General features: G+C 74.2%; 17 protein-coding genes. 5 read left to right on the top strand and 12 right to left on the bottom strand.

Annotated elements, in window-relative coordinates; all coding sequences use genetic code 11:
- Nucleotides 1-125: 125 nt before the first annotated feature.
- A complete protein-coding gene (locus ACZ6B8_RS23700; protein ID WP_471608504.1) occupies nt 126-1,295 on the bottom strand; it encodes a methyltransferase in 1,170 nt (389 codons plus the stop codon).
- 175 nt (nt 1,296-1,470) lie between these two features.
- On the opposite strand from ACZ6B8_RS23700, the gene ACZ6B8_RS23695 reads away from it, so the two are divergent.
- Nucleotides 1,471-1,992, top strand: coding sequence for a P-loop nucleotide/nucleoside kinase family protein (locus ACZ6B8_RS23695; RefSeq protein WP_471081791.1), 522 nt, complete (start codon nt 1,471-1,473; stop codon nt 1,990-1,992).
- Nucleotides 1,993-2,103: 111 nt separating this feature from the next.
- Here the strand turns inward: ACZ6B8_RS23695 and ACZ6B8_RS23690 are convergent, their stop codons facing one another.
- Genes ACZ6B8_RS23690 through lnt form a run of 3 tightly spaced genes read right to left on the bottom strand, consistent with a single transcriptional unit; the run spans nt 2,104 to nt 4,903 of the window.
- The gene (locus tag ACZ6B8_RS23690) at nt 2,104-2,742 is read right to left on the bottom strand and encodes a GrpB family protein (RefSeq protein WP_471608503.1); all 639 of its coding nucleotides are present in this window, start codon (nt 2,740-2,742) and stop codon (nt 2,104-2,106) included.
- Nucleotides 2,739-3,221: an NUDIX hydrolase gene (locus ACZ6B8_RS23685; protein ID WP_471608502.1), complete on the bottom strand. Its 483-nt coding sequence runs from the start codon at nt 3,219-3,221 to the stop codon at nt 2,739-2,741. The genes ACZ6B8_RS23690 and ACZ6B8_RS23685 overlap by 4 nt, the downstream gene beginning before the upstream one ends.
- Before the next feature lie 47 nt (nt 3,222-3,268).
- Entirely contained in the window at nt 3,269-4,903 is a 1,635-nt protein-coding gene (gene lnt, locus ACZ6B8_RS23680; protein WP_471608501.1) for an apolipoprotein N-acyltransferase, read from the bottom strand.
- 222 nt (nt 4,904-5,125) lie between these two features.
- On the opposite strand from lnt, the gene ACZ6B8_RS23675 reads away from it, so the two are divergent.
- A complete protein-coding gene (locus ACZ6B8_RS23675; protein ID WP_471608500.1) occupies nt 5,126-6,202 on the top strand; it encodes an O-antigen ligase family protein in 1,077 nt (358 codons plus the stop codon).
- A gap of 12 nt (nt 6,203-6,214) precedes the next feature.
- On the opposite strand, the gene ACZ6B8_RS23670 is transcribed toward ACZ6B8_RS23675, so the two are convergent.
- Nucleotides 6,215-6,766, bottom strand: a complete 552-nt coding sequence (locus ACZ6B8_RS23670) for a hypothetical protein (RefSeq protein ID WP_471081806.1) — start codon at nt 6,764-6,766, stop codon at nt 6,215-6,217.
- 117 nt (nt 6,767-6,883) lie between these two features.
- Nucleotides 6,884-7,672: a glutamate racemase gene (locus ACZ6B8_RS23665; protein ID WP_471081809.1), complete on the bottom strand. Its 789-nt coding sequence runs from the start codon at nt 7,670-7,672 to the stop codon at nt 6,884-6,886.
- Between the two features lie 58 nt (nt 7,673-7,730).
- Here ACZ6B8_RS23665 and ACZ6B8_RS23660 point away from each other — a divergent pair, with 58 nt between their 5' ends.
- The gene (locus ACZ6B8_RS23660; protein WP_471608499.1) at nt 7,731-8,921 is read left to right on the top strand and encodes a glycosyltransferase; all 1,191 of its coding nucleotides are present in this window, start codon (nt 7,731-7,733) and stop codon (nt 8,919-8,921) included.
- A 50-nt stretch (nt 8,922-8,971) separates the two neighbouring features.
- Here ACZ6B8_RS23660 and ACZ6B8_RS23655 read toward each other — a convergent pair whose 3' ends face one another.
- Together ACZ6B8_RS23655 and ACZ6B8_RS23650 are read right to left on the bottom strand one after the other, a co-directional pair.
- A complete protein-coding gene (locus tag ACZ6B8_RS23655; RefSeq protein ID WP_471608498.1) occupies nt 8,972-10,282 on the bottom strand; it encodes a TerD family protein in 1,311 nt (436 codons plus the stop codon).
- Nucleotides 10,283-10,394: 112 nt separating this feature from the next.
- Nucleotides 10,395-11,678: a DUF6777 domain-containing protein gene (locus tag ACZ6B8_RS23650; RefSeq protein ID WP_471608497.1), complete on the bottom strand. Its 1,284-nt coding sequence runs from the start codon at nt 11,676-11,678 to the stop codon at nt 10,395-10,397.
- 149 nt (nt 11,679-11,827) lie between these two features.
- Here ACZ6B8_RS23650 and ACZ6B8_RS23645 point away from each other — a divergent pair, with 149 nt between their 5' ends.
- The gene (locus ACZ6B8_RS23645) at nt 11,828-13,129 is read left to right on the top strand and encodes a streptophobe family protein (RefSeq protein WP_471608496.1); all 1,302 of its coding nucleotides are present in this window, start codon (nt 11,828-11,830) and stop codon (nt 13,127-13,129) included.
- Nucleotides 13,130-13,149: 20 nt separating this feature from the next.
- On the opposite strand, the gene ACZ6B8_RS23640 is transcribed toward ACZ6B8_RS23645, so the two are convergent.
- From ACZ6B8_RS23640 to ACZ6B8_RS23625, 4 genes are all read right to left on the bottom strand, one after another.
- A complete protein-coding gene (locus ACZ6B8_RS23640) occupies nt 13,150-14,193 on the bottom strand; it encodes a serine/threonine-protein kinase (protein ID WP_471081823.1) in 1,044 nt (347 codons plus the stop codon).
- A complete protein-coding gene (locus ACZ6B8_RS23635) occupies nt 14,193-15,086 on the bottom strand; it encodes a hypothetical protein (protein ID WP_471608495.1) in 894 nt (297 codons plus the stop codon). The genes ACZ6B8_RS23640 and ACZ6B8_RS23635 overlap by 1 nt, the downstream gene beginning before the upstream one ends.
- Before the next feature lie 11 nt (nt 15,087-15,097).
- Nucleotides 15,098-17,479 carry an ABC transporter ATP-binding protein/permease gene (locus ACZ6B8_RS23630; RefSeq protein ID WP_471608494.1) on the bottom strand — a complete coding sequence of 794 codons (2,382 nt, stop codon included), beginning with the start codon at nt 17,477-17,479 and terminating at the stop codon, nt 15,098-15,100.
- A 106-nt stretch (nt 17,480-17,585) separates the two neighbouring features.
- Entirely contained in the window at nt 17,586-18,194 is a 609-nt protein-coding gene (locus ACZ6B8_RS23625) for a sigma-70 family RNA polymerase sigma factor (protein WP_471081832.1), read from the bottom strand.
- A gap of 306 nt (nt 18,195-18,500) precedes the next feature.
- Here ACZ6B8_RS23625 and ACZ6B8_RS23620 point away from each other — a divergent pair, with 306 nt between their 5' ends.
- A complete protein-coding gene (locus tag ACZ6B8_RS23620; protein WP_471608493.1) occupies nt 18,501-20,156 on the top strand; it encodes an SDR family oxidoreductase in 1,656 nt (551 codons plus the stop codon).
- Nucleotides 20,157-20,302 lie beyond the last annotated feature (146 nt).

Below are 20,302 nucleotides of genomic sequence, written 5' to 3'. Positions count from 1 at the left end.
GCGGCGGCGTACCGGTACGCCGGCCGTACGGAACGGCTCATGCGCGTCCAGCACACCAGCCGTGCGGGACGAGCGCCACCGGGCGGGCGGGGGGACGGCGGGAAAGGGACCTCGCGGGCGGCGGGTCAGCGGCCGCCCTTCACCGCCCGCAGCAGCACGAACTTCGGGTCGCTCGCCACGACCTCCGCGTTGCCGAAGAGCTTGCGGAGCTTGACGTGGTAGCCGAGGTGGCGGTTTCCGATGACCCACAGCTCACCACCGGGGCGCAGGGCGGCGCGGGCGCCGGAGAACATCCGGCGGGCCGTCACATCGGTGGTGGCCTGGTGGCTGTGGAAGGGCGGGTTGTTCAGGACGAGGTCCACGGTGCCGGGCGGGACCGCCGCGAGGGCGTCGCCGGCCACGAAGTGCGCCTCGGCGTCCTCGGCGGCGTTCGCCCGGAAGGTGGCCTCGGCGGAGGCGACGGCCTGAAAGGACTCGTCGATGAAGGTGACCGTGGCGTCGGGCTCGGCCACGGAGGCGGCGGTGCCGAGCACGCCGTTGCCGCAGCCCAGGTCGACGACGTGGGCGCCGCCGCGGGCGCGCGGCAGGTGCTTGAGGAAGAAGCGGGTGCCGATGTCGAGCCGGTCGGCGCAGAAGATGCCCGCGTGGTTAACGACGGTCAGGCCGGCGGCGGCCCCGGAGTCGGCGGGCAGCACATAGCTGCCGGGCCAGGGGTTCGGGCCGGCCGCGCGCGCCGGGTCAGGCGTGCTGAAGATCAGGCGCGCCTTCTGCCGGGCCAGCGACGTCCTGGTCGGCCCGATGATCCGTTCGAAGAGGTCCAGGGTCGACGTGTGGATCTCGGTGACCATGCCGGTGCCCACGACGACGGTGCCCTCGTGCAGGGCCGGGGCGAGCCGGTGCAGCTGGTCCTCCAGGAGCGCCAGGCTCTTGGGGACGCGGACCAGGAGCACGTCGACGCGCTCGGGCGGGGCGTCTCGGGTGGTGCGGAGCCGGGCCGCGTCGGGCGCGTGGCCCGCCCGGGCGAGATTGGCCCGGGTGGCCTGCTGGGCGAGGAAGGAGTCGGTGATCTGCACGGGCCCGCGCGCGTGCCCGGCGAGAGCGGTGGTCAGCGCGCCCCACCGGTCGCCGACGACGACCACGGTGCCGCTGAGGCCGACCGCGTCCGCACCCTCCTCCCCCGCGAGGTGGCGCAGCAGGTACGCGTCGGCGGCGGACCAGGCGCGCAGCTGGTCGCGGGGGTCCTCCGGGAAGCGGGTGAGGTCGTACGCACCCCATGACGTGCTCAAACGGTTCATCGTGCCCTCAGGCTAACGGAGTGCGGCCGGACCGCGGACGCCGCATGGGGCCCCGAGCCGGCGTACAGGGAGTTCCCCGCCGTCGTACGCCGGTCCGGGCCGCCGGGCGGTGTCGGCTCGCCCGCCCGCCGCGAACCCTCGTGCCCCTCCCGGGCGGATCGCTACGCTCGGCCGCATGATCGTATGGCTGAACGGAACCCATGGCGCGGGCAAGACGACGACCAGCGGCCTGGTGCAGCAACTGCTGCCGGACGCGCGGGTGTTCGACGCCGAGAAGGTCGGCGAGACGCTCATGGACATCAAGCCGGGGCTGCCGTGGACGGGCAACTTCCAGCACTGGCCGCCGTGGCGGCCGCTGGTCGTCGAGACCGCCCGGCACGTCCTCGACTACACCGGCGGCACCCTGGTCGTCCCGATGACCGTCCTGGTCGAGCAGTACTGGCGGGAGATCAGCGCGGGCCTCGCCCAACACGCCATCCCCGTACGCCACTTCGTCCTCCACGCCGACCAGGAGACCCTGCGCGGCCGTATCGAAGGGGACACCGTCCTCGGCCCCTCCGAGTTCCGCCTCGCACACCTCGCGCCCTACGCCGAGGCGGCCCGCACCTGGCTGCACGCCGCGGCGGAGGTCGTGGACACCACCCGGCTCGGGCCCGAACAGGCCGCGCTGCGCATCGCGGAGGCCGTCAAGAACTGAGGCCGCCGTCGCCCTCGGCCGGGAACACCGGGGTGGCGTCCGGTTCCTCAGCGGCAGTCGGCCCTGCCGAAGCGACCACTCGCGGTCTCCCGGCGGGCGCCCCGGCCGTCGTCACCGCTCCTGGTGTTCCCCGCCGGCGCGGGCCATGATGCCCGCCACCACCTCCGACTTGGCGTCGGCGTAGTTCTGCACGTACTCCCATGTCCGCCGGGACAGCGTGCGCTTGGTCTCGGCGTACAGCTCGCGGTCGCCGCGGTGCTCCCGGAGCCGGTCGCGGAAGACCAGCATGCGCTCGGCCTCCGGGCAACCCGTCGACAGGACATGCAGGTTGGCCGTCCCGGCGCTCGCGTCGAGCGCGTGCTTGCGGAGCATGCGGTGCTCGTACCAGTCGGGCTCGCGGATCACGAGCTCGAAGCCGAGGTCCAGAAGCGCCGGTGCGTAGGAGCCCTCGTCGGCCGGGTCGGGGACGGTCAGCAGCATGTCGACGACCGGCTTCGCCGGGAGGTCCGGCACGGAGGTGGAGCCGACGTGCTCGATGCGGTGGTCGACGTGTCCGAGGCGCTCCCGTATCCGCGCCGCCTCGCGCTCGAAGACGTCCGGCCAGCGCGGGTCGTACTCCCGCAGGGTGATCCGGCCGTCGAGTCTGGGCGCGGCGGCCACATGGACCGCTTCGATCTCGTCGGCGGTCATCGAGTCGTGCGGGGCGTTCCGGCCGGGCGGGGGCGTCTGCTCCCCGTTCTCGCCGGTCATGCCCGGGCCTGCGGTGCGAACCAGGCCGGGCCCTCGGCCGCCATCGCCTGCTTGATCCGGAACAGCGAGAACTCGTGCAGGTGGGGCAACACGTCCACGTCGAACCACGCCACTTCGAGCGATTCGTCGTCGTTGACCTTGGCCTCGCCGCCGACCGCGCGGCAGCGCAGGGTGATGTCCATGTACTGGCACTGGTCGCCGTTGTCGTACGTGACCGGTTCGAGTGCCTGCACCAGGACCACGCGCTCGGGGACGCAGTGCACCGCCGTCTCCTCGTACACCTCGCGCACCGCGCACTCGGCGGGCTGCTCCCCCGGTTCCGGGATGCCGCCGATCACCGACCACCTGCCGTTGTCGGAGCGCCGCCCGAGCAGCACCCTCCCGTCGTCGTCGAAGACGATGGCGGTGACTCCGGGGAGCCACAGGAGCTGTTGGCCGGCGTCGGCCCGGATCGTGCGGATGAAGTCAGGAGTAGCCATGCTCCGACCCTAACGGCGTCGCGCGGTCCTCCCGGCGAGGTCCCCGGTCATCCCCGCGCGGCCCGCCGTGCCCGCGCCGCCGACGTGACGGCCCAGCCGAGACCGCCCGCGGCGATCAGCACCAGGATGCCCTCGGGCAGCACGCCGAACCGGGTGGCGGGTGTCCGCGAGGAGCGCAGCGGCACCTCCTCGACGAGCGAGTCGGCGGTGTACCAGGTCGTCTTCGCCCTGACCTGGCCGTCGGGATCGATCACGGCGCTGACGCCGCTGGTCACCGGGACGGCGACGGCGCGGCTGTGTTCGACCGCGCGGATCCGGGACATCGCGAGCTGCTGGTAGGTCATCTCGCTGCGGTCGAAGGTGGCGTTGTTGCTGGGCACCGAGATGAGCTGCGCGCCGTGCGTGACGGTGTCGCGCACCGCCCAGTCGAAGGCGGCCTCGTAGCAGGTGGCGATGCCCACCCGGGTGCCGGCCATGGTGAAGACGCCGGGCTCGGTGCCGCGGCTGAAGTCCTGGCGCACCTTGTCGACATCACTGCTGAACGCGCTGATGAGGGACCGCAGCGGGATGTACTCGCCGAAGGGCTGGATCTGGCGCTTGTCGTACGTCTCCGTGGGGCCCTTCTCCGGGTCCCACAGGATCTGCTCGTTGTACAGCTTGCCGTCCTCGGTCTCGACGACGCCGCCGACGGAGACCGGGGCCCCGATCGCCTTGACCGCGTCCTCGATGGCGACGCGCGCGTCGGGGTTGGTGAAGGGGTCGATGTCGGAGGAGTTCTCCGGCCACAGGACGAGGTCCGGGCGCTTCGCCTTGCCCGCCTTCACCTCGGCGGCGAGGCGTTCGGTCTCGTGGACGTGGTGGTCGAGGACCGCGCGGCGCTGTGCGTTGAAGCCGAGCCCCGCGCGCGGGACGTTGCCCTGGATGGCGGCGATGGTCGCGGTGCCGTCCTCCGCCTTGTCGCTGACGAGCCCCCGCGCGGCGAAGGCGCCGGCCACCGGTACGAGCACGCTGAGGACCGCCACCGCCACCGCCGCCGCACCGTGGCGCACGGTCCGGGCGCCGTCCACCGCGGTCTCACGCAGAGCGCGGAGCAGCCGGACGACTTCGTACAGCCCGAAACCGCAGAGGACGACGGCGAACCCGAGCACGGGGGTGCCGCCCAGGGCGGCGAGCGGCAGGAAGACGCCGTCAGCCTGGCCGAAGGCGATCTTTCCCCAGGGGAAGCCGTGGAACGGCACGCGCGCGCGTGCCGCCTCCCCCGCGATCCACAGGGCGGACGCCCAGAGCGGATAACCGGGCAGCTTGGAGACGGCCGCGATGCCCGCGCCCACCAGGGCGACGAAGACCGCCTCGACGGCGGCGAGCGCGAGCCAGGGACCGGGGCCGACCTCGACGCCGGTCCAGACGAGGAGCGGCAGCAGGAAGCCGAGGCCGAAGAGATAGCCGAGGCCGAGGCCCGCCTTCCAGGTCCGGCCGTGCAGACACCAGGCGAGGAGCCCGAAGGCGGGGAGCGCCAGCCACCACAGGGTGCGGGGCGGGAAGCTGACGTAAAGCAGCACTCCGGAGAGGGCCGCCACGGCGGCGGGCGCGAACCGTCGCAGGACACGCAGGGCACGGCCGCCCTGCGAGGGCCGCGGATCCAGCTGATCCGGTTCGTCTACGGGAGTGGTGGTGGCGGTCACCCGGGGAGTGTACGGCGCGTCCTGCGGGCGCCGACAGCTCGGTCGGCGGGGAACGGCGCGGGCCGGGGCAAGCCTCGTGCGCCGGATCGTTCCTGCACAACTGACCCCATTCCGGGGCGCCAGCGGTTAGCGTGTGGCCGAGTCCCCGAGGCCCGGCCGGTGCACGCCACCGTGGAGCCGTCCGCGCCGGCAGGGGCCCGTCATACACCGGGGGGCGACGGGATGGGGTCAACGGGGACAGCTGTGTCGACCGGTCCCGCGGCGGCGGGAGAGCTGCGGAGCGCCTCCGACGCCACGGGCGGGGCGCTGCTCGGCGCGTGTGCCGCCTGGGCGCTGATCACGGCGGGGGTGCACGGCGGCAGTCCCGAAGGGATACTCCTCGCGGTGCTCGCCGTGGCCGCCGGCTTCGCGGGCGGGCGGATCTGCGGGGCGCTGCTCCCGGTCGCCGCGCCCTGCGCCGGAGCCCTCGCTGGGCTCGGGCTCGCGGTGGCGGCGCCGCGTCCCGCGCTCGGTGCGCCCTCCGCGCTCGGCCACGCCGGTGCCACGGCCGGGGTGCTGATCCTCGCGGCCGGTGCGGCGTGCTGCGCGGCGTGGGCCACCGGTCGTCCGTCCGCCCGTCTCGCGCTGAGGCTCCTCGCCGCGGTGATCGCCGGTACGGCGGCGGCGCTGGGGTCGCCGGTCGGCTGCGCGGGCGCCCTCGCGGTGCTGCTCTGCTCCCTCGCGAGCGCCCGGCTGCGCGGCAGGGCGCTCGGCGTCGCCGGGCTCGCGCTCGCCGCGGTGCTGGTCACCGGGCTCTCGGTGGCGGTAGCCGACGAAGCGCTGCCGGAGGGCCTCGCGGCTCCGCTGGAGGGCGGCCTCGGCCGCCAGCGCGTCCTGCTCTGGCAGGACGCGCTGGGCCTCGCGGAGCGGGACCCCGCGTCGGGGGTCGGGCCGGGGCGCTTCGGCGAGGCCGGCCCCGTGGTCGCCGAGGACGTCCCTGCGGACGGCAAGCCGCATTCGGCTCTGCTGCAACAGGCTTCGGAGCAGGGGCTCGTCGGAGCGGGGCTGCTCGCGGGGGTGTACGGCTGGCTGTTGTACGCGCTGTGGCGTTCGCCCGGCTCCACACAGGTCGTGCTGTCGGCGGGCGCGGCCCTGACGGGGTTGACGGCCGTGGCGGCGGTGGGCAACGCGCTGAGTGTGACGGTGGTGACGACGGGGGCGGGGCTGCTCGCGGGCATCGCTACGGCGCTGCCGCTGGACGACGAGCTGCGGGAGAGGCCTGCGGCACGCCCTCACAGAGTCAGCGAGGACGGCGGGTGATCGCCCCTCCGGTCAGGATCCGTTGCCGCCCTTGAGGCCCAGGCGGGCCCGGATCGCGCGGACGCCCGCCTCGGCGTTGTCGACCGTCACCGTGAACTTGTGGCCGTCGCCCAGGCTGATCACCAGGCCCTCGCCGCGCCGGACCACGACGGCGGTGCCCTTCTCGGGCCGCCAGCGGTAACCCCAGCCGCCCCACTGCCGGGGCGTGACGGCGGGCGCGAAGTCGGCGCCGACGACATGGGAGAGCGGAATGAGGCGGCGCGGCAGCCCCAGATGGCCGCAGCGCACTTCCAGGCACTCCTGGTCGACCTTCACGGCCACGTGGACGAAGGCGAGCGTCCCGAAGAGCATCAGGAGTCCGACCGCGATGCACCCGACGACGGACATGACCAGCGGAGCGATGCCCGACGTCCACATGGAGTCCACGGCGAGCTCGATGCCGAGCGCCACACACGCGGCGCCGGCGCAGGCCAGCAGCCACTGCGCGCGGTTGGTCGCGCGCCCGGTCCACACTTCGGGCGGGCCGTCGGATGCGGCCCGCTCACCTGGGGCTTGGTCCTTCATGGTTCGAGACTACTCAGATTCCGCCGTGAAGCCACCTCGTCGCGGAGAGTGATCACGCGGCCGGGCGGGCCCCCGTGCGCCGGGCCGAGGCGGGTGGCGCCCCGGCGGGGCTGCGGCTCAGAGCGCCGGGCTGACCGCCGCGAGCATGCGCCCCTCCGCGTACGCGAGCGCGGCGGGCGGCAGCTGCTCCTCGCGGCCGCTGAGCAGGACGGTGAGGCCGGGCGCCGCCGCACCGGCGTCCGTCCCGGCGAGCGCTCCGGTCCTGCGCAGCGCCTGGGCCGCCACCGCGCCGGCCGAGCCGTGCAGGACCAGCGGCGGCAGGCCGGGCCGCTGGACGGCGGCCCGGATGCGTTCGGCGACGAGCTCGTAATGGGTGCAGCCCAGGACGACGGCCCTCGCCTCGGGCGGCGTGCGGGCCGCGGCGGCGGCGATCGTCTCGTCGATGGCCTGCTCGTCCGCGTGCTGCACGGCGTCGGCGAGGCCCGGGCAGGGCACCTCCGTGACGTCCGCGCCGTGCGCGAAGTCGTCGATGAGCCCCCGCTGATAGGGGCTGCCGGTGGTGGCGGGGGTGGCCCAGATGGCGAAGGGGCCGCCGCCCGCGGCCGCGGGCTTGATCGCGGGGACGGTCCCGATGACCGGGATCCCGGGCTCCAGGACGGCTCGCAGCGCGGGCAGCGTGTGCACGGACGCGGTGTTGCAGGCCACGATCAGCGCGTCGGGGCGGTGCCGGGCGGCGGCCTCGGCGACGGCGATGGCGCGCTCCGTGAGGTCCTCGGGAGTGCGCGGACCCCACGGCATGCCGTCGGGGTCCGAGGAGAGGACGAGATCGGCGTCGGGCCGCAGGCGACGTACCGCGGCCGCCGCGGCGAGCAGTCCGATACCGGAGTCCATGAGCGCGATCTTCACCCGGTCACCATAGTCGATGGGCCCCACAGCACCCCTCCGGTGGGGCAGACTTCGGCGGATGAGCGCCGTTGCGTGGATCGCCGCCGGATCGCTTGCCGCGTGGCTGTGGCTGTTGGTGGGGCAGGGCTTCTTCTGGCGTACGGACGTCCGGCTGCCACCGCGCCGGGAGCCCGCGGACTGGCCGTCGGTCTGCGTGGTCGTCCCGGCCAGGGACGAGGCGGAGGTCCTGCCGCTGAGCCTGCCCTCGCTGCTCGCCCAGGACTATCCGGGGCGGGCCGAGATCTTCCTGGTCGACGACGGCAGTACGGACGGGACGGGTGAGCTGGCCCGCGCGCTGGCCGAGCGCCACGGCGGCCTGCCCCTCACCGTCGGCTCCCCCGGTGAGCCGCCCGCCGGCTGGACCGGCAAGCTCTGGGCGGTGCGCCACGGCATCGGCCTGGCACGCGCGCGTGACCCCGAGTACCTGCTGCTCACCGACGCCGACATCGCCCACGAGCCGGACAGCCTGCGCCAGTTGGTGGCCGCGGCCCGGCACGGGGGCTACGACCTGGTCTCCCTGATGGCCCGGCTGCGGGTGGCGAGCGGGTGGGAGCGCCTGGTGGTCCCCGCCTTCGTGTACTTCTTCGTGCAGCTCTATCCGTTCCGGTGGATCGGCAGGAAGGGGTCGCGGACGGCGGCCGCGGCGGGCGGCTGTGTCCTGCTGCGCACGGACGCCGCCGAACGCGCCCGGATCCCCGACGCCATCCGGCAGGCGGTGATCGACGACGTGGCGCTCGCCCGCGCGGTCAAGCGCGCGGGCGGCCACATCTGGCTGGGGCTGGCCGAGCGCGTCGACAGCGTGCGCCCGTATCCGCGTCTCGCCGACCTGTGGCGGATGGTGTCGCGCAGCGCGTACGCCCAGCTGCGGCACCAGCCGCTGCTGCTCGTCGGCACGGTCTGCGGCCTCGCGCTGGTGTATCTCGCCCCGCCCGTCGCGCTGTTCGCGGGGCTCGCCACGGGGAGTGCGGCGGCCGCGGCGGCGGGCGGGCTCGCATGGCTGGTGATGACGGTGACGTACCTGCCGATGCTGCGCTATTACCGGCAGCCGACCTGGCTCGCCCTGTCGCTGCCCGCCACCGCGTTCCTGTACCTCCTGATGACCGTGGACTCGGCGGTGCAGCACTACCGCGGGCGGGGCGCGGCATGGAAGGGGCGGACGTACGCGCGCCCCGACACCACCACGGCGGAGCCCTCACCCGAGCAGCACTGATCTGCGCGGTGCCGGGGCGGGGCGCCGCCGGTCCGGGCGGCGCCCGTGGGTCACTTCCTGCCGGGTGTCCAGTTCATGCCCCACCCGTAGGCGTGGTCGACGGTGCGCTGCGGGCTGACGCCGCGGTCCGGGACCAGGTAGCGGGCCTCGCGCTGGACGACGATGTCGCCGCCGTTGTTGGTGAGCAGGGCGAGCGCGCACACCGTCGAGGGGACCGTGCACTCGTCGAGCGAGAAGTCGACCGGGGCGCCGTGCTGCGGCTGGAGGGTGACCGTGGCGTTGAGGTCGGCGAAGCTGCGCGCTCCCTCGTAGACGGTCACGAAGATGAGGATGCGGCGGAAGTCCTTGATGTGGTCGAGGTTGATGGTGAGGTTCTCGCCGGTGGCGACGGCGCCGGTCCGGTCGTCGCCGTCGAGCAGGATGTACGGCGGCTGGTGCAGCGCCCCGAAGGCGTTGCCGAGCGCCTGGACGACTCCCTTGCGGCCGTCGGCGAGTTCGTAGAGGGCGCAGAGGTCGAGGTCGAGGTCGGCGTGCATGGCGACGGCCCTGCCGAGCTTGGCGCCCCACCCCTTGAACTGCTTGCGCACCTGCCAGTTGAGGTTGACCCGCATGCCGCCCGAGGTGCCGCCCTGCTTCATCAGGGAGACGGAGGGCGCGTCCTTGGTCAGAGTGACCTTGGTCAGGCGTACGGGGGCGGCGGGGGCGGCTGCCGCGGCGGGAGGGGCGGGCGGGGCCGCCGGTGGCGGGGTGGGGGCGGCGGCCGGCGGGGCGGGCGGGGCCGGAGGTACGGGGGCGGGCTGGGCCGGAGCCGCCGGGGCCGGGGCCGCCTGCTGGGGCTCGTCCACTGTGATGCCGTAGTCGGTGGCCAGCCCCTCCAGCCCGCTGCCGTAGCCCTGTCCGACGGCGCGGAACTTCCACGCGCCCTGGCGCCGGTACAGCTCGCCGAGGACGAACGCGGTCTCCACGGTCGCGTCGGAGCTGTCGTAACGCGCGAGTTCGGCGCCGTTCGCCGCGTCGAGGACGCGGATGTACAGGCCGGGGACCTGCCCGAAGGTGCCGCCGTCGGCCGACGCGGCGAGGACCACGGTCTCGATCTGCGGTTCCACGCGCGCGAGGTCGACGCTCAGCACGTCGCTCACCCCGCCGTCCGAACGCTGCTTGCCCTCGTGCCGTACCGCCCCGGACGCGTGCCCGGGCTGGTTGTAGAAGACGAAGTCCGCGTCCGAGCGCACCTTTCCGGAAGCGGCCAGCAACAGTGCCGACGCGTCGGCGTCCGGCACTCCGGCGCCGGCACCCCACCCCAGTTCGATCCGTACCGCGGGTGCCGGTACGGGCACGTTCGATCCCTTAGGCATGGTCATGTCCGCCCCCATCACAAGTCGCCGCGTCCGGCGGGGTCGCTGTTCACGTTCGCGGCCAACCTATATCCGGACCGCGCGAAGGCCCCCCACCGGCGTCCGTCGGCTTGTCCGGTCAGGGACTCCCGTCCGTACCGGGAGCCGACGGCGGCTGCGCGGGCTCGGACGCGGACGACTCCTCCTGGGCCGACGAGGGCGGCTGCGTGGCCGGCGAGGAGGACGGTGCGGACGACGACGCGGACGAGGGCGGGCACGAGCTCGCCGACGACGCGCCGGCGGACCGCGAGGCGCACGGCGGCGGAGTGCTCGCCGAGGACGACTCGTCGGTGGACGGGGGCGTGGAGGGTTGCGTGGAAGGGGGCGTGGAGGGGTCGGCCACCGGCGGCTCGGTCTTGGTGTCGCCGGTTCCCGTGTCGCCCTTGGGCCGTTCGAACCAGGCGCCACTGTCCCGGTCGTACATGACGAACGTGTGCACGGCCTGGGCGGCGGGCGCCACGGCCACGACGTTCGACGAGCGGTAGCCGGGCCAGGCGTCGCCCGTCCGCTTCGGCGTGCCCTTCTGCGCGACGGGCGGCGTCAGCGGGTTGCCGCACGCGCAGCGCACCCGCGGCACGCCGCGGTCGTCGACCAGCACGGCCGTGCCGGCCTGCAGGACGGCCTGATAACTCGTGGACTTTCCGTCGCGGTAGCCGTGGTTGGTCACGCGGGTGTCCCACCGCAGCTGTACGGGCGTGAGCGCACGGAGATGGGCGGGGACACCGGACGGCTGGACGCCGAGGACCGAGGCGAACGCCTTGTTCTTCGCCGGGTCCTTCCGGAGCGCGTCGACCTGCTTCTCCACGTCGCAGCTGGCGACCTTACGGGTCCCGCCGTAGAGGCCGGGCGCTCCGCCGTCGACGCCGCGCGTCACGTTGGCCGACGCCGAGGAGCTCGGCAGGGCACTCGGGGAGGGCGGCGTGGAGTCGCCGCGGGCCGTCGACCCGGTGAAGGGGTCGGGTCCCGACTTGGCGGCGGGCTGGAGGAGGACCTCGCCGCCGGCCTGCGACGAGCCGTCGGGGCGGGTGAGGACGACGGTCAGCACCACCGCGGCCACCACCGCGGCGGAGACGGCCGCGACGCGGGGCGCGGACTTCCACCACGGGCGGGACGGACCGGGGCTCGCGCCGGAGCCCTCGTCCGGACCCTCGGGCCCACCGCCGCGGCCCCCGCCGCCCGGCGGAGCACCGCCGGAAGGCGGGCCGGAGGGACGCTCGCCTCCTGGCGGCGGCGTCGCGGGACCGGCGCGGGTCGCACCCGCCTGGGTCTCGCCCGGCCCCGAAGGACTCGGCTGTGAGGGGCCCGAGAGCGGACCCGAAGGGGGCCCCGTGGGGCGTCCTGACGACGGCGGTTCGACGCTCACGAACACTTCTTCCCTGCGTAGGGGGAACCACTACGTACGGTTTGTTGCGTTACGCGCCTATTGTGTGCCTGGGTCTCCGGGGGCCCGCAAGCCGACGCGGTCGGCCCTCCCGACGGGCGAGCCGGTCCGGCGCTGCTTAGCGTGACAACGTGAGCGAGCAGACACCGCCTCGGCGGGCAGCGGCGCAACGCGCGGAGCAGGGCCGAAGGGCACCCCACGGCTGGCCCCACGCGCTGGTGGCCGTGCTCGCCCCGCTGGTGGTCATGGCGGTCGTCGCGGCGCTCGGCCTGTGGGCCGCGGGCGCGGCCGACCTGCCCGGCGGGGCCTTCCCGAGCGTCGTCGCGGCCGTCGTCGTGATGGCGGTCGGTGGCTCCGTGGGGCTGTCCGGCGGCGCCGGGATGATCGCCGAGACGAACGCCGGGCTCTCCGTGCTCCCGCTCTCCGTGAGCCTCGCCGGAGCCCTGACACTCGCCGTCGGGTTCCTCCGGCCGCTGCGGCACCGGGCCGTCGCCGACGCGAAGGAACTCGCGGGCTGGGCAGGCCGGATCGCGGTGCTGTGGCTCCTGGCGCTCGTCGGCCTCGGGCTGCCGGCACGGCACCGCTTCGCCGTCGGACTCGGCGACGGTCCCGCCGACGAGATCGGCGACCTGCTCGACTCCTCGCCCGAGGTGGGGTTCGAGACCGACGTGCCGCTGACCCTCCTCTTCGGACTGCTCTGGCTCGCCGGCGTCCTCGCGCTGGTCCTCCTCGTCTCGCGTGGGGCCCCGCTCCCCGCCCGTCTGCTGCGCTTCCAGGAGTCGGTACGCCCCGCGGCCTTCGCCATGGTCGTCCTGCTGCTGTCGTACGTCGTCCTCGGCTTCGTCATCGGGCTCGTCGTGGCGGTGACCCGGGGCCATGCCGCCGAGACGTGCGCGGTGGTGCTGCTCGGGCTGCCCAACCTCGTCTGGCTCGCCTTCACCCTGGGGCTCGGCGCCTCGTGGGAGGGCCGGGTGGACGGGCCGTTCGGGCTGCCCATGCCGCAGGTCCTCGACGACGTACTGCGGACGCCGGACATCTCCACGCTCAGCCTGCACACGCTCGCCGAACACGACGGGCGGGTGTGGTGGCTGCTCGTCGTCGCGGCGGTCCTGGTGCTGGGGGCCGCGTTCCTCATGGCGGTCCGTTCCCCGGCGCGGATGCGGCTGTGGCAGCACGCCGTGCACATGGCGGTCGCGCTGGCCCTCACGGTGCTCGCCGTCTGTCTGCTCGCCGGTGTGTCCGCCCACTACGGCCTCTCGCTGCTGGGCATCGGTGACCTCGGCGGCGGTCTGTCCGGCCTGGTCGAGCTGCGGCCCCAGCTGGGGAGGGCGCTGATCCTGGCCGTGGCCTGGGGCCTGGTCACGGGTTTCCTCGGCGGCCTGCTCGCGCGGCCGATCCACCGGCGGGGCGAGGTGGAGAACGGCCACGTCTGACGGGCCGGAGCGGGGCGAGGTCAGCCGGTCAGCGACCGGAAGACCGGACGGGCCCAGGCGGGCGGTCCGGGAGGCGCCCCGGGCCCCGGCGACGCTCCCACGACCGGGCGGTCCACCCGCGTCGGAGGGTGGTCCCCCGCCGTGCCGGCCGTGACCGCGGCCCGCAGCGCGGCGGTGAACGCCAGGCAGGAGCCGTACCGGTCCTCGGGGCTCTTGGCCAGCGCCCGCCCGAGGACGTCGTCGAGGGCCGCGGGGACACCGGGGCGCTTCTCCGTCAGGCGGGGCGGCGCGTCGTACTGGTGGGCCCAGAGGAGGGCGATGTCGTCGTCACGCTGGAACGGCGGCCCGCCCGCCATGGTCTCGTGGACGACGCAGGCGAGACTGTAGACGTCGCATCTGCCGTCCACCGGGCGGCCCGAGATCTGCTCCGGGGCCACGTAGTCGAGGGTCCCGACGAACTGGCCCACGGTCGTGAACCCGGTCAGCGAGAGCGACTTCTTGGTGAGGCCGAAGTCCGTGAGGTAGGCGTGCTCCGGGTGGTCGCTGTCCGTGCCCTTGGCCACGAGGATGTTGCCCGGCTTGACGTCGCGGTGGACCAGGCCGTGGTCGTGGGCGGCGTCGAGCGCGGACGCGACCTGCGTGGCGATGCGGAGGGCGGCGCCGACGGAGAGGGGGCCCGCGTGGTCGAGGAGATGGCGCAGATCGCGACCGGGGACGTACCGCATCGCGATGTAGAGCACGCCGTCCGTCTCCCCCGCCTCGAAGACCGGCACGATGTGCGGGTGCTCGATCGCGGCGGCGACGCGCGACTCATGGGTGAAGCGCTGCCGGAAGGTGTCGTTGCGCGCGAGCTCGGGGGCGAGCAGCTTGAGGGCGACGGTCCGGTCGAGGCGCAGGTCCTTGGCGCGGTAGACGACGGCCATGCCGCCGCGCCCGATCTCGTCCTCGATCCGGTAGCCCGCGATCTGCTTCCCGATCAGCTCGGAGGGCCGCCCGGAGTGCGGGCTCGGGCCGCGGTCACCCGGGGCGGGTCCGGGAGCGGCGGGCACCGCTGCGGGAACCATCAGGCGTCACCGGGTCGTTGGGCCGGATCGGGATCGTCCATCCCGGGCGGCAGGAGCGGGGCGGGGCGTCCGCCGTGCGGAACGGGGCCTTCGCCGTGGGGCGCCTGTCGAGCGGCTCGCCCGTCCTGTGGCGCGGGCGCCCGCCCGGGGTCGGACACGACCTCCACCAACTGCGTCTCCTCGGGCCCCACCATCTGCGGCGGCCCGACTTCCACCACCCGCGTCGGCTCGGGCCCGGCCACCCCGACCACCTGGGTCTCCCCCGGCCCCACCGTCCCTTCCCCAGCGTCGTCGACCTCCCGCACGGCCGGGACAAGAGCGGTGGGTTCCTCGTCGTACGGGCCGGGCGAGCCGGGCAAAGAATCCCCCGGTCCCGCTTCACCGTTCGGGATCCCCCGCCCCTCGACGCCGGGGCCGCCCCCCGCCGCGTAGGTACTGAGCTGCGTCCCGTCGCAGTACACCCACCGTTCGTGTTCGGCGTCGTAGAGCCAGACCGACTCGCCCTCCACGACCACGCCCACCCGCAGTCCGCGCGTCCTGCGCCGGAACGACTCCCCGTCCACGCCACCCTCCGCCAGCTCCTGCGCCGCGCGCCGGTAGCGGCCCAGGGCGTCCTCGGTCCTGGACAGGAGCGGCCCGGGGTCGGCCGTCCGGGTCAGCGGGCCGCCCGCGCCCGGCGGGTCCCGCGGTACGGCGACCAGGAGCCTGCCATCGACCCACGCCGACCATCCGTTGGCGCAGACGATCCGGCCCCAGTCGCCGAGCCGGTCGACCAGTTGTACGGGCAGCAGCGCGTCGAGCGGGGCCGTCGGGCGCCGCACGTCCGGCGCCTCCCAGGCGGGCAGCCCGTCCTGGGGGACGACATGTGTGGGGCGGAACTCCGCGGTGGTCATCGCTCGGGCTCCTACTTCCGCATGACGGCGGGTTCGTGGCGGCGCAGCAGCCGGGCGACCGCGTATCCGAAGACGGCGGAGAGGGCCACCAGCATGCCCAGGTCGAGCAGCCAGACGCCCAGGGAATGGCGGAACAGCGGGTCGGCGGTCAGTTCCCCGGGGATGATCCTGCCGAGGCCGATGGTCCCCGCCATGGCGCCCAGCGCCCAGCGGGACGGCACGAGCCACGCCAACTGCTCGACGCCCGGCACCCCGTTCAGCTTGAGGAGTGCGCCGCAGAAGACCACCTGGACGATGGCGAGGAGCACGAGCAGCGGCATCGTCACCTCCTCCTTGCGCACCACCGCCGACACGAGAAGTCCCAGCATCATGGCGGTGAACGCCAGCAGGGCGACCGCCAAGGTGACCTCGACCAGCGGTGGCAGGACCACCCCCTTGCCGCCGGGGGCGTTGAGGTCGACGCCGAGCAGGGCGACCAGGGTCAGCACCACCGCCTGCAGCACGGTGATCGTGCCGAGGACGACGACCTTCGACATCAGGTACGCCGATCTGGAGAGCCCGACGGCCCGTTCCCGCCGGTAGATCACGCGCTCCTTGACCAACTCCCGTACGGCGTTGGCCGCGCCGGTCAGGACGCCGCCCACACAGAGGATGAGCAGCGCGTTCATCGCCGTGTCCTGCGTCAGCTTGCTCCCGGCGAGCGCACGCGCCATGGCACCCATCACGAACGGCAGCGCGATCATGATCGCGAGGAACGTCCGGTCCGCGCCGAGTGCGGCCGCGTAGCGCCGTACCAGCGTGCGCAGTTGGGATCCCCAGCTCTGCGCCTTCGGCGGTGGCGCGAAGGAGGCGGGCGGTGCCGCGCCGCCCCGCGCGCCACCCGGGAAGGGCTGGGCGGAGGAGTTGGCGATGTACTGCTGGTGGAGGGGCGAGCGCCGGTACTCCTCGGCCCAGTCCCGGTCGCGGTCTCCTTCGAAGGCTTCGAACGCCTCCGGCCACTGGGTGAAGCCGAAGAACGGCAGCGCGTCCTGCGGCGGCCCGTAGTAGGCGATCCTGCCGCCCGCGGCGAGCACCAGGAGCCGGTCGCACACGTCGAGGCTGAGCACGCTGTGCGTGACGACGATGACCGTGCGGCCGTCGTCGGCCAGGCCGCGCAGCATGTGCATCACCGAGCGGTCCATGCCGGGGTCGAGCCCGGACGTCGGCTCGTCGAGGAAGAGCAGCGACGGCTTGGTGAGGAGTTCGAGCGCGACGCTCACCCGCTTGCGCTGGCCGCCGGAGAGGCTGTGGATGGGCTGGTTCACGCGTTGTTCCAGGCCGAGTTCGCGAATGACCTCGTCGACCCTGGCGCGGCGTTCCGCCTTCTCGGTGTCCTGGGGGAAGCGGAGTTCGGCGGCGTATCCGAGGGCGCGGCGCACGGTCAGCTGGGCGTGCAGGATGTCGTCCTGCGGGACGAGACCGATGCGCTGGCGCAGCTCCGCGTAGTCGCGGTAGAGGTCGCGGCCGTCGTACAGGACGGTGCCGTCGTCCGCGGGGCGCAGCCCGGTGAGGGCGTTGAGCAGGGTGGACTTTCCCGCGCCGCTGGGCCCGACGACGGCCAGCAGGCACTTCTCGCCGACGGGGAAGGAGACCTGGTCGAGGAGGGTCTTGCGGCCCCGGTCGACGGTGACCGTCAGCCCCTGGACGTCGAGCGACACCTCGCCCGTGTCGACGTACTCCTGCAGTTCGTCGCCCACGAGGCAGTACGCGCGGTGGCCGACGCCGATGATGTCGCCCGCCGCGACCGGGGCGCGGACCACGGGCTGGCCGTTGAGGTAGGTGCCGTTGTGGCTGCCGAGGTCGACGATCTCGTACGTGCCGTCGGCGAGCACCCTCAGTTCGGCGTGCCGCCGCGAGACCACCAGATCGTCGATGACCACGTCGTTGTCGTCGGCGCGGCCGATGCGGACCGTACGGGAGGGCAGCGGGCGTACGGACGTCGGCTGCCGGAAGGTGCCCGTGGCCGAGGGCATGCTGACGGAGGAGGGGCGCTCGGGGGCGACCGGCCGGGCCGCGACGGGCTCGGGCGGGGCGCGGCCGACGAGGACCGCGCGGGGGCCGTCCGTGACGCTGCCGAACCGGATGACGCTGCCCGGCCCGATGTCCCCCTCCTGGACGCGCCGCCCGTCGGCGTAGGTGCCGTTGGTGCTGTGCTCGTCCTCGATCGTCCAGTGGTCGAGCCCGGCGTGCAGGACGGCGTGGTGCCAGGAGACGCGGGCGTCGTCGATGACGATGTCGCTCAAGGGATCGCGCCCCACGTGGTAGTCCCGGCTCGGACTCATCACCGTAGAGCCCGAATCGGTCTCCAGGACGAGCTCGGGCGCGGTCGACGCCATGGACCACCACTCTCCCATGCCCGAATTCTACCCATTTGGCCGAGAGGTCGCCTGGGCTGGAGGCGGCTGCGTCGAATATGCACGATTCCGCGCGGACGGCCTGGTCGGTGCGGGCGGGGCGGCGCTAGTTCCGCAGGGAGCGGTTCAGGCGGCCCAGCGCCCGGCGGATGTGGCTCTTCACCGTGCCCAGCGGCAGCCCGGTCCGCTCCGCGATCTGCACCTGGGTGAGGTCCTCGAAGAACGCGAGACCGAGGACGTGCCGCTGGGCCGCGGGAAGCTTCGCGAGCTCCTGGCCGAGCAGGACGCGGTCGAGCGCGGCGTCGAGATGCGCCTGCGGCACGGGGTCGGCCTCGGCGGCGACGCACCCCCGGTCGACGACCTCGCCGCGCCGCGCGCGGGCCGAGAGGGCGTCGACGGTCTTGTGCCGGGCGATGCCGACCAGCCAGGCGGAGACGGGCCCGCGCTCGGGCCGGTAGCCGCCCCGGCCGCGCCACGCGGCGAGGAACACCTGCTGGGTGACGTCCTCGGCCTCCCGCGGGTCGCCGAGGGAGCGCACCGCGAGCGCGTAGACCAAGGAGCCCCAGCGGCGGTAGAGCGCGGTGAAGCAGTGCTCGTCGCCACGGGCGAGGCCCGCGGAGAACTCCTCGTGCGCGTGCGCCTCTTCGGCGTCGATCGCCCACCCGCCGAGCACCTTCGACGAGGGGCCGGTGCCGGCCTGTGCCGTCGCGGTCATGTACGTCGCCCTCCAGCCGAGTCCTGCGCGGCACCGGCACAGTGGTACGGAGAGCCGGGCGCGCCGGTCGTCGCGGGCCGCCCGCCTGCACGCCGGTGCACGCCCGCCGCCCTTCCCTGTGCCCCCAACCTCACGGTCACGCCGCCCGAGCCGCAATGTGCGTCGGTTGTGCGTCGCTTCTGCGTCGGACCGGGCCAGTGACCCCGAACGGCCGTACGCCTCCGGTTCGGCATCCGGCCTGGTCCGTGCATCCGCCGGCGGCTCCCGCGAGGAAGTGGTCATGTGAAGCGGCGGCCCGTTGCGGTCATGATCGGCCGAGGGGGCCGTTTCCGGCGCGGGGCCGAGGGAGCGGCCGCGGTGAGCACGCGGAGCGAACAGCCGGTGGATGGTGGAGAGCAGCCGGTGGAGAGCGCCGGTGCGGAGCAGCCGAAGGAGTCGATCGTGGCCAGGGACGGACAGCCGACCGAAGAGCCCTTGCACTGTCTGGTCACCGGGGCGTCCGGATACATCGGCGGGCGTCTGGTGCCGGAGCTGCTGGCGGCGGGCCACCGCGTGCGCTGTCTGGCCCGCTCCCCCGGCAAACTGCGCGACCTCCCCTGGGCGGGAGACGTCGAAACGGTCAAGGGCGACGTGACCGACGCCGAGTCCGTAGGGGCGGCGCTGAGCGGGATCGAGGTCGCGTACTACCTGGTGCACGCCCTCGGTTCCGGGTCGGATTTCGAGGAGACGGACCGCCGGGCGGCCCGGATCTTCGCCGAGCAGGCGCGGGCCGCCGGGGTGCGCCGGATCGTCTACCTGGGCGGCCTGACCCCCCAGGGCGTTCCGGAGCGGCGCCTCTCACCGCATCTGCGCTCGCGGGCGGAGGTCGGACGGATCTTCCTGGACGGTCCGGTGCCGGCCACCGTGCTGCGGGCCGCCGTCGTCATCGGCTCCGGGTCGGCCTCGTTCGAGATGCTGCGCTATCTGACCGAACGGCTTCCGGTCATGGTCACCCCCAGCTGGGTGCAGACCCGCACCCAGCCCATCGGGGTGCGTGACGTGCTGCGCTACCTCGTCGGTTCGGCCGGCATGCCGGCCGACGTCGACCGGGCCTTCGACATCGGCGGCCCCGACGTCCTCACGTATCTCGACATGATGCGTGGATACGCGGCCGTCGCCGAGCTGCCGCGTCGCCTCATCGTGCCGGTCCCGGTGCTGACCCCGAGCCTGTCCAGTCACTGGGTCGGCCTCGTCACGCCGGTGCCCGCCTCCATCGCCCGGCCGCTCACCGAGTCGCTCCGGCACGAAGTCGTCTGCCAGGAGCACGACATCGCCCGGTACGTGCCGGACGGTCCGGGCCGCCCGCTGCCCTTCCCCGAGGCGCTGGCCCTGGCGCTGCGCAGGGTGCGGGAGGCCCAGGTCGCGACGCGGTGGTCGTCGGCGTCCGTGCCGGGGGCGCCGAGCGACCCGCTGCCCACCGACCCGGACTGGGCGGGCGGCAGCCTCTACAAGGACGAACGGGAGCTCACCGTCGACGTGTCGCCCGCCCGGCTGTGGAGGGTCATCGAGGGGATCGGCGGCGACAACGGCTGGTACTCGTGGCCGATCGCCTGGGCGGTCCGCGGCTGGCTCGACCGCTTCGTCGGCGGGGTCGGACTGCGCCGCGGGCGCCGGGACGCCGAGCATCTGCGGGTCGGTGACTCGCTGGACTTCTGGCGGGTGGAGGAGATCGAGCCCGGCCGGCTGCTGCGACTGCGCGCGGAGATGCGGCTGCCGGGTCTCGCGTGGCTGGAGATGTACGCGGAGACCGACGAGGAGGGCCGCACCCGCTACCGCCAGCGCGCCCTGTTCCACCCGCGCGGGCTCCTCGGCCACGCCTACTGGTGGTCCGTCTCCCCGTTCCACGCCGCGGTGTTCGGCGGCATGGCCCGCAACATCACCGAGGCCGCCGCGAAGGGCCGCAGGCCGGGCGACCGGGGCTGACGGCCCACACCGGCGGCGGGCCTCCACGAGGAGAGCCGCGCGGGGTGGGACGCCGCCATGAGGCTCACACCGGTGGCCCCACCGTGTGGCGTTCGGCCGATCGCGCCGTCGGGCGGGCAAAACTGCCGGAGCCGCATCCGTATCGG

Source organism: Streptomyces sp. NPDC041122 (assembly GCF_055592445.1).
This window is presented reverse-complemented; position numbering and strand designations above follow the sequence as displayed.

Excerpts from the sequence above, each read along its gene's own strand:
- ACZ6B8_RS23690 (WP_471608503.1), bottom strand. The coding sequence starts at position 2,742 with ATGACCGGCGAGAACGGGGAGCAGACGCCCCCGCCCGGCCGGAACGCC.
- ACZ6B8_RS23625 (WP_471081832.1), bottom strand. The coding sequence starts at position 18,194 with ATGACCGCGACGGCACAGGCCGGCACCGGCCCCTCGTCGAAGGTGCTC.
- ACZ6B8_RS23675 (WP_471608500.1), top strand. The coding sequence starts at position 5,126 with ATGGGGTCAACGGGGACAGCTGTGTCGACCGGTCCCGCGGCGGCGGGA.
- ACZ6B8_RS23660 (WP_471608499.1), top strand. The coding sequence starts at position 7,731 with ATGAGCGCCGTTGCGTGGATCGCCGCCGGATCGCTTGCCGCGTGGCTG.
- ACZ6B8_RS23685 (WP_471608502.1), bottom strand. The coding sequence starts at position 3,221 with ATGGCTACTCCTGACTTCATCCGCACGATCCGGGCCGACGCCGGCCAA.
- ACZ6B8_RS23695 (WP_471081791.1), top strand. The coding sequence starts at position 1,471 with ATGATCGTATGGCTGAACGGAACCCATGGCGCGGGCAAGACGACGACC.
- ACZ6B8_RS23620 (WP_471608493.1), top strand. The coding sequence starts at position 18,501 with ATGATCGGCCGAGGGGGCCGTTTCCGGCGCGGGGCCGAGGGAGCGGCC.
- ACZ6B8_RS23640 (WP_471081823.1), bottom strand. The coding sequence starts at position 14,193 with ATGGTTCCCGCAGCGGTGCCCGCCGCTCCCGGACCCGCCCCGGGTGAC.
- ACZ6B8_RS23670 (WP_471081806.1), bottom strand. The coding sequence starts at position 6,766 with ATGAAGGACCAAGCCCCAGGTGAGCGGGCCGCATCCGACGGCCCGCCC.
- ACZ6B8_RS23635 (WP_471608495.1), bottom strand. The coding sequence starts at position 15,086 with ATGACCACCGCGGAGTTCCGCCCCACACATGTCGTCCCCCAGGACGGG.
- ACZ6B8_RS23700 (WP_471608504.1), bottom strand. The coding sequence starts at position 1,295 with ATGAACCGTTTGAGCACGTCATGGGGTGCGTACGACCTCACCCGCTTC.
- ACZ6B8_RS23655 (WP_471608498.1), bottom strand. The coding sequence starts at position 10,282 with ATGACCATGCCTAAGGGATCGAACGTGCCCGTACCGGCACCCGCGGTA.
- ACZ6B8_RS23630 (WP_471608494.1), bottom strand. The coding sequence starts at position 17,479 with ATGGGAGAGTGGTGGTCCATGGCGTCGACCGCGCCCGAGCTCGTCCTG.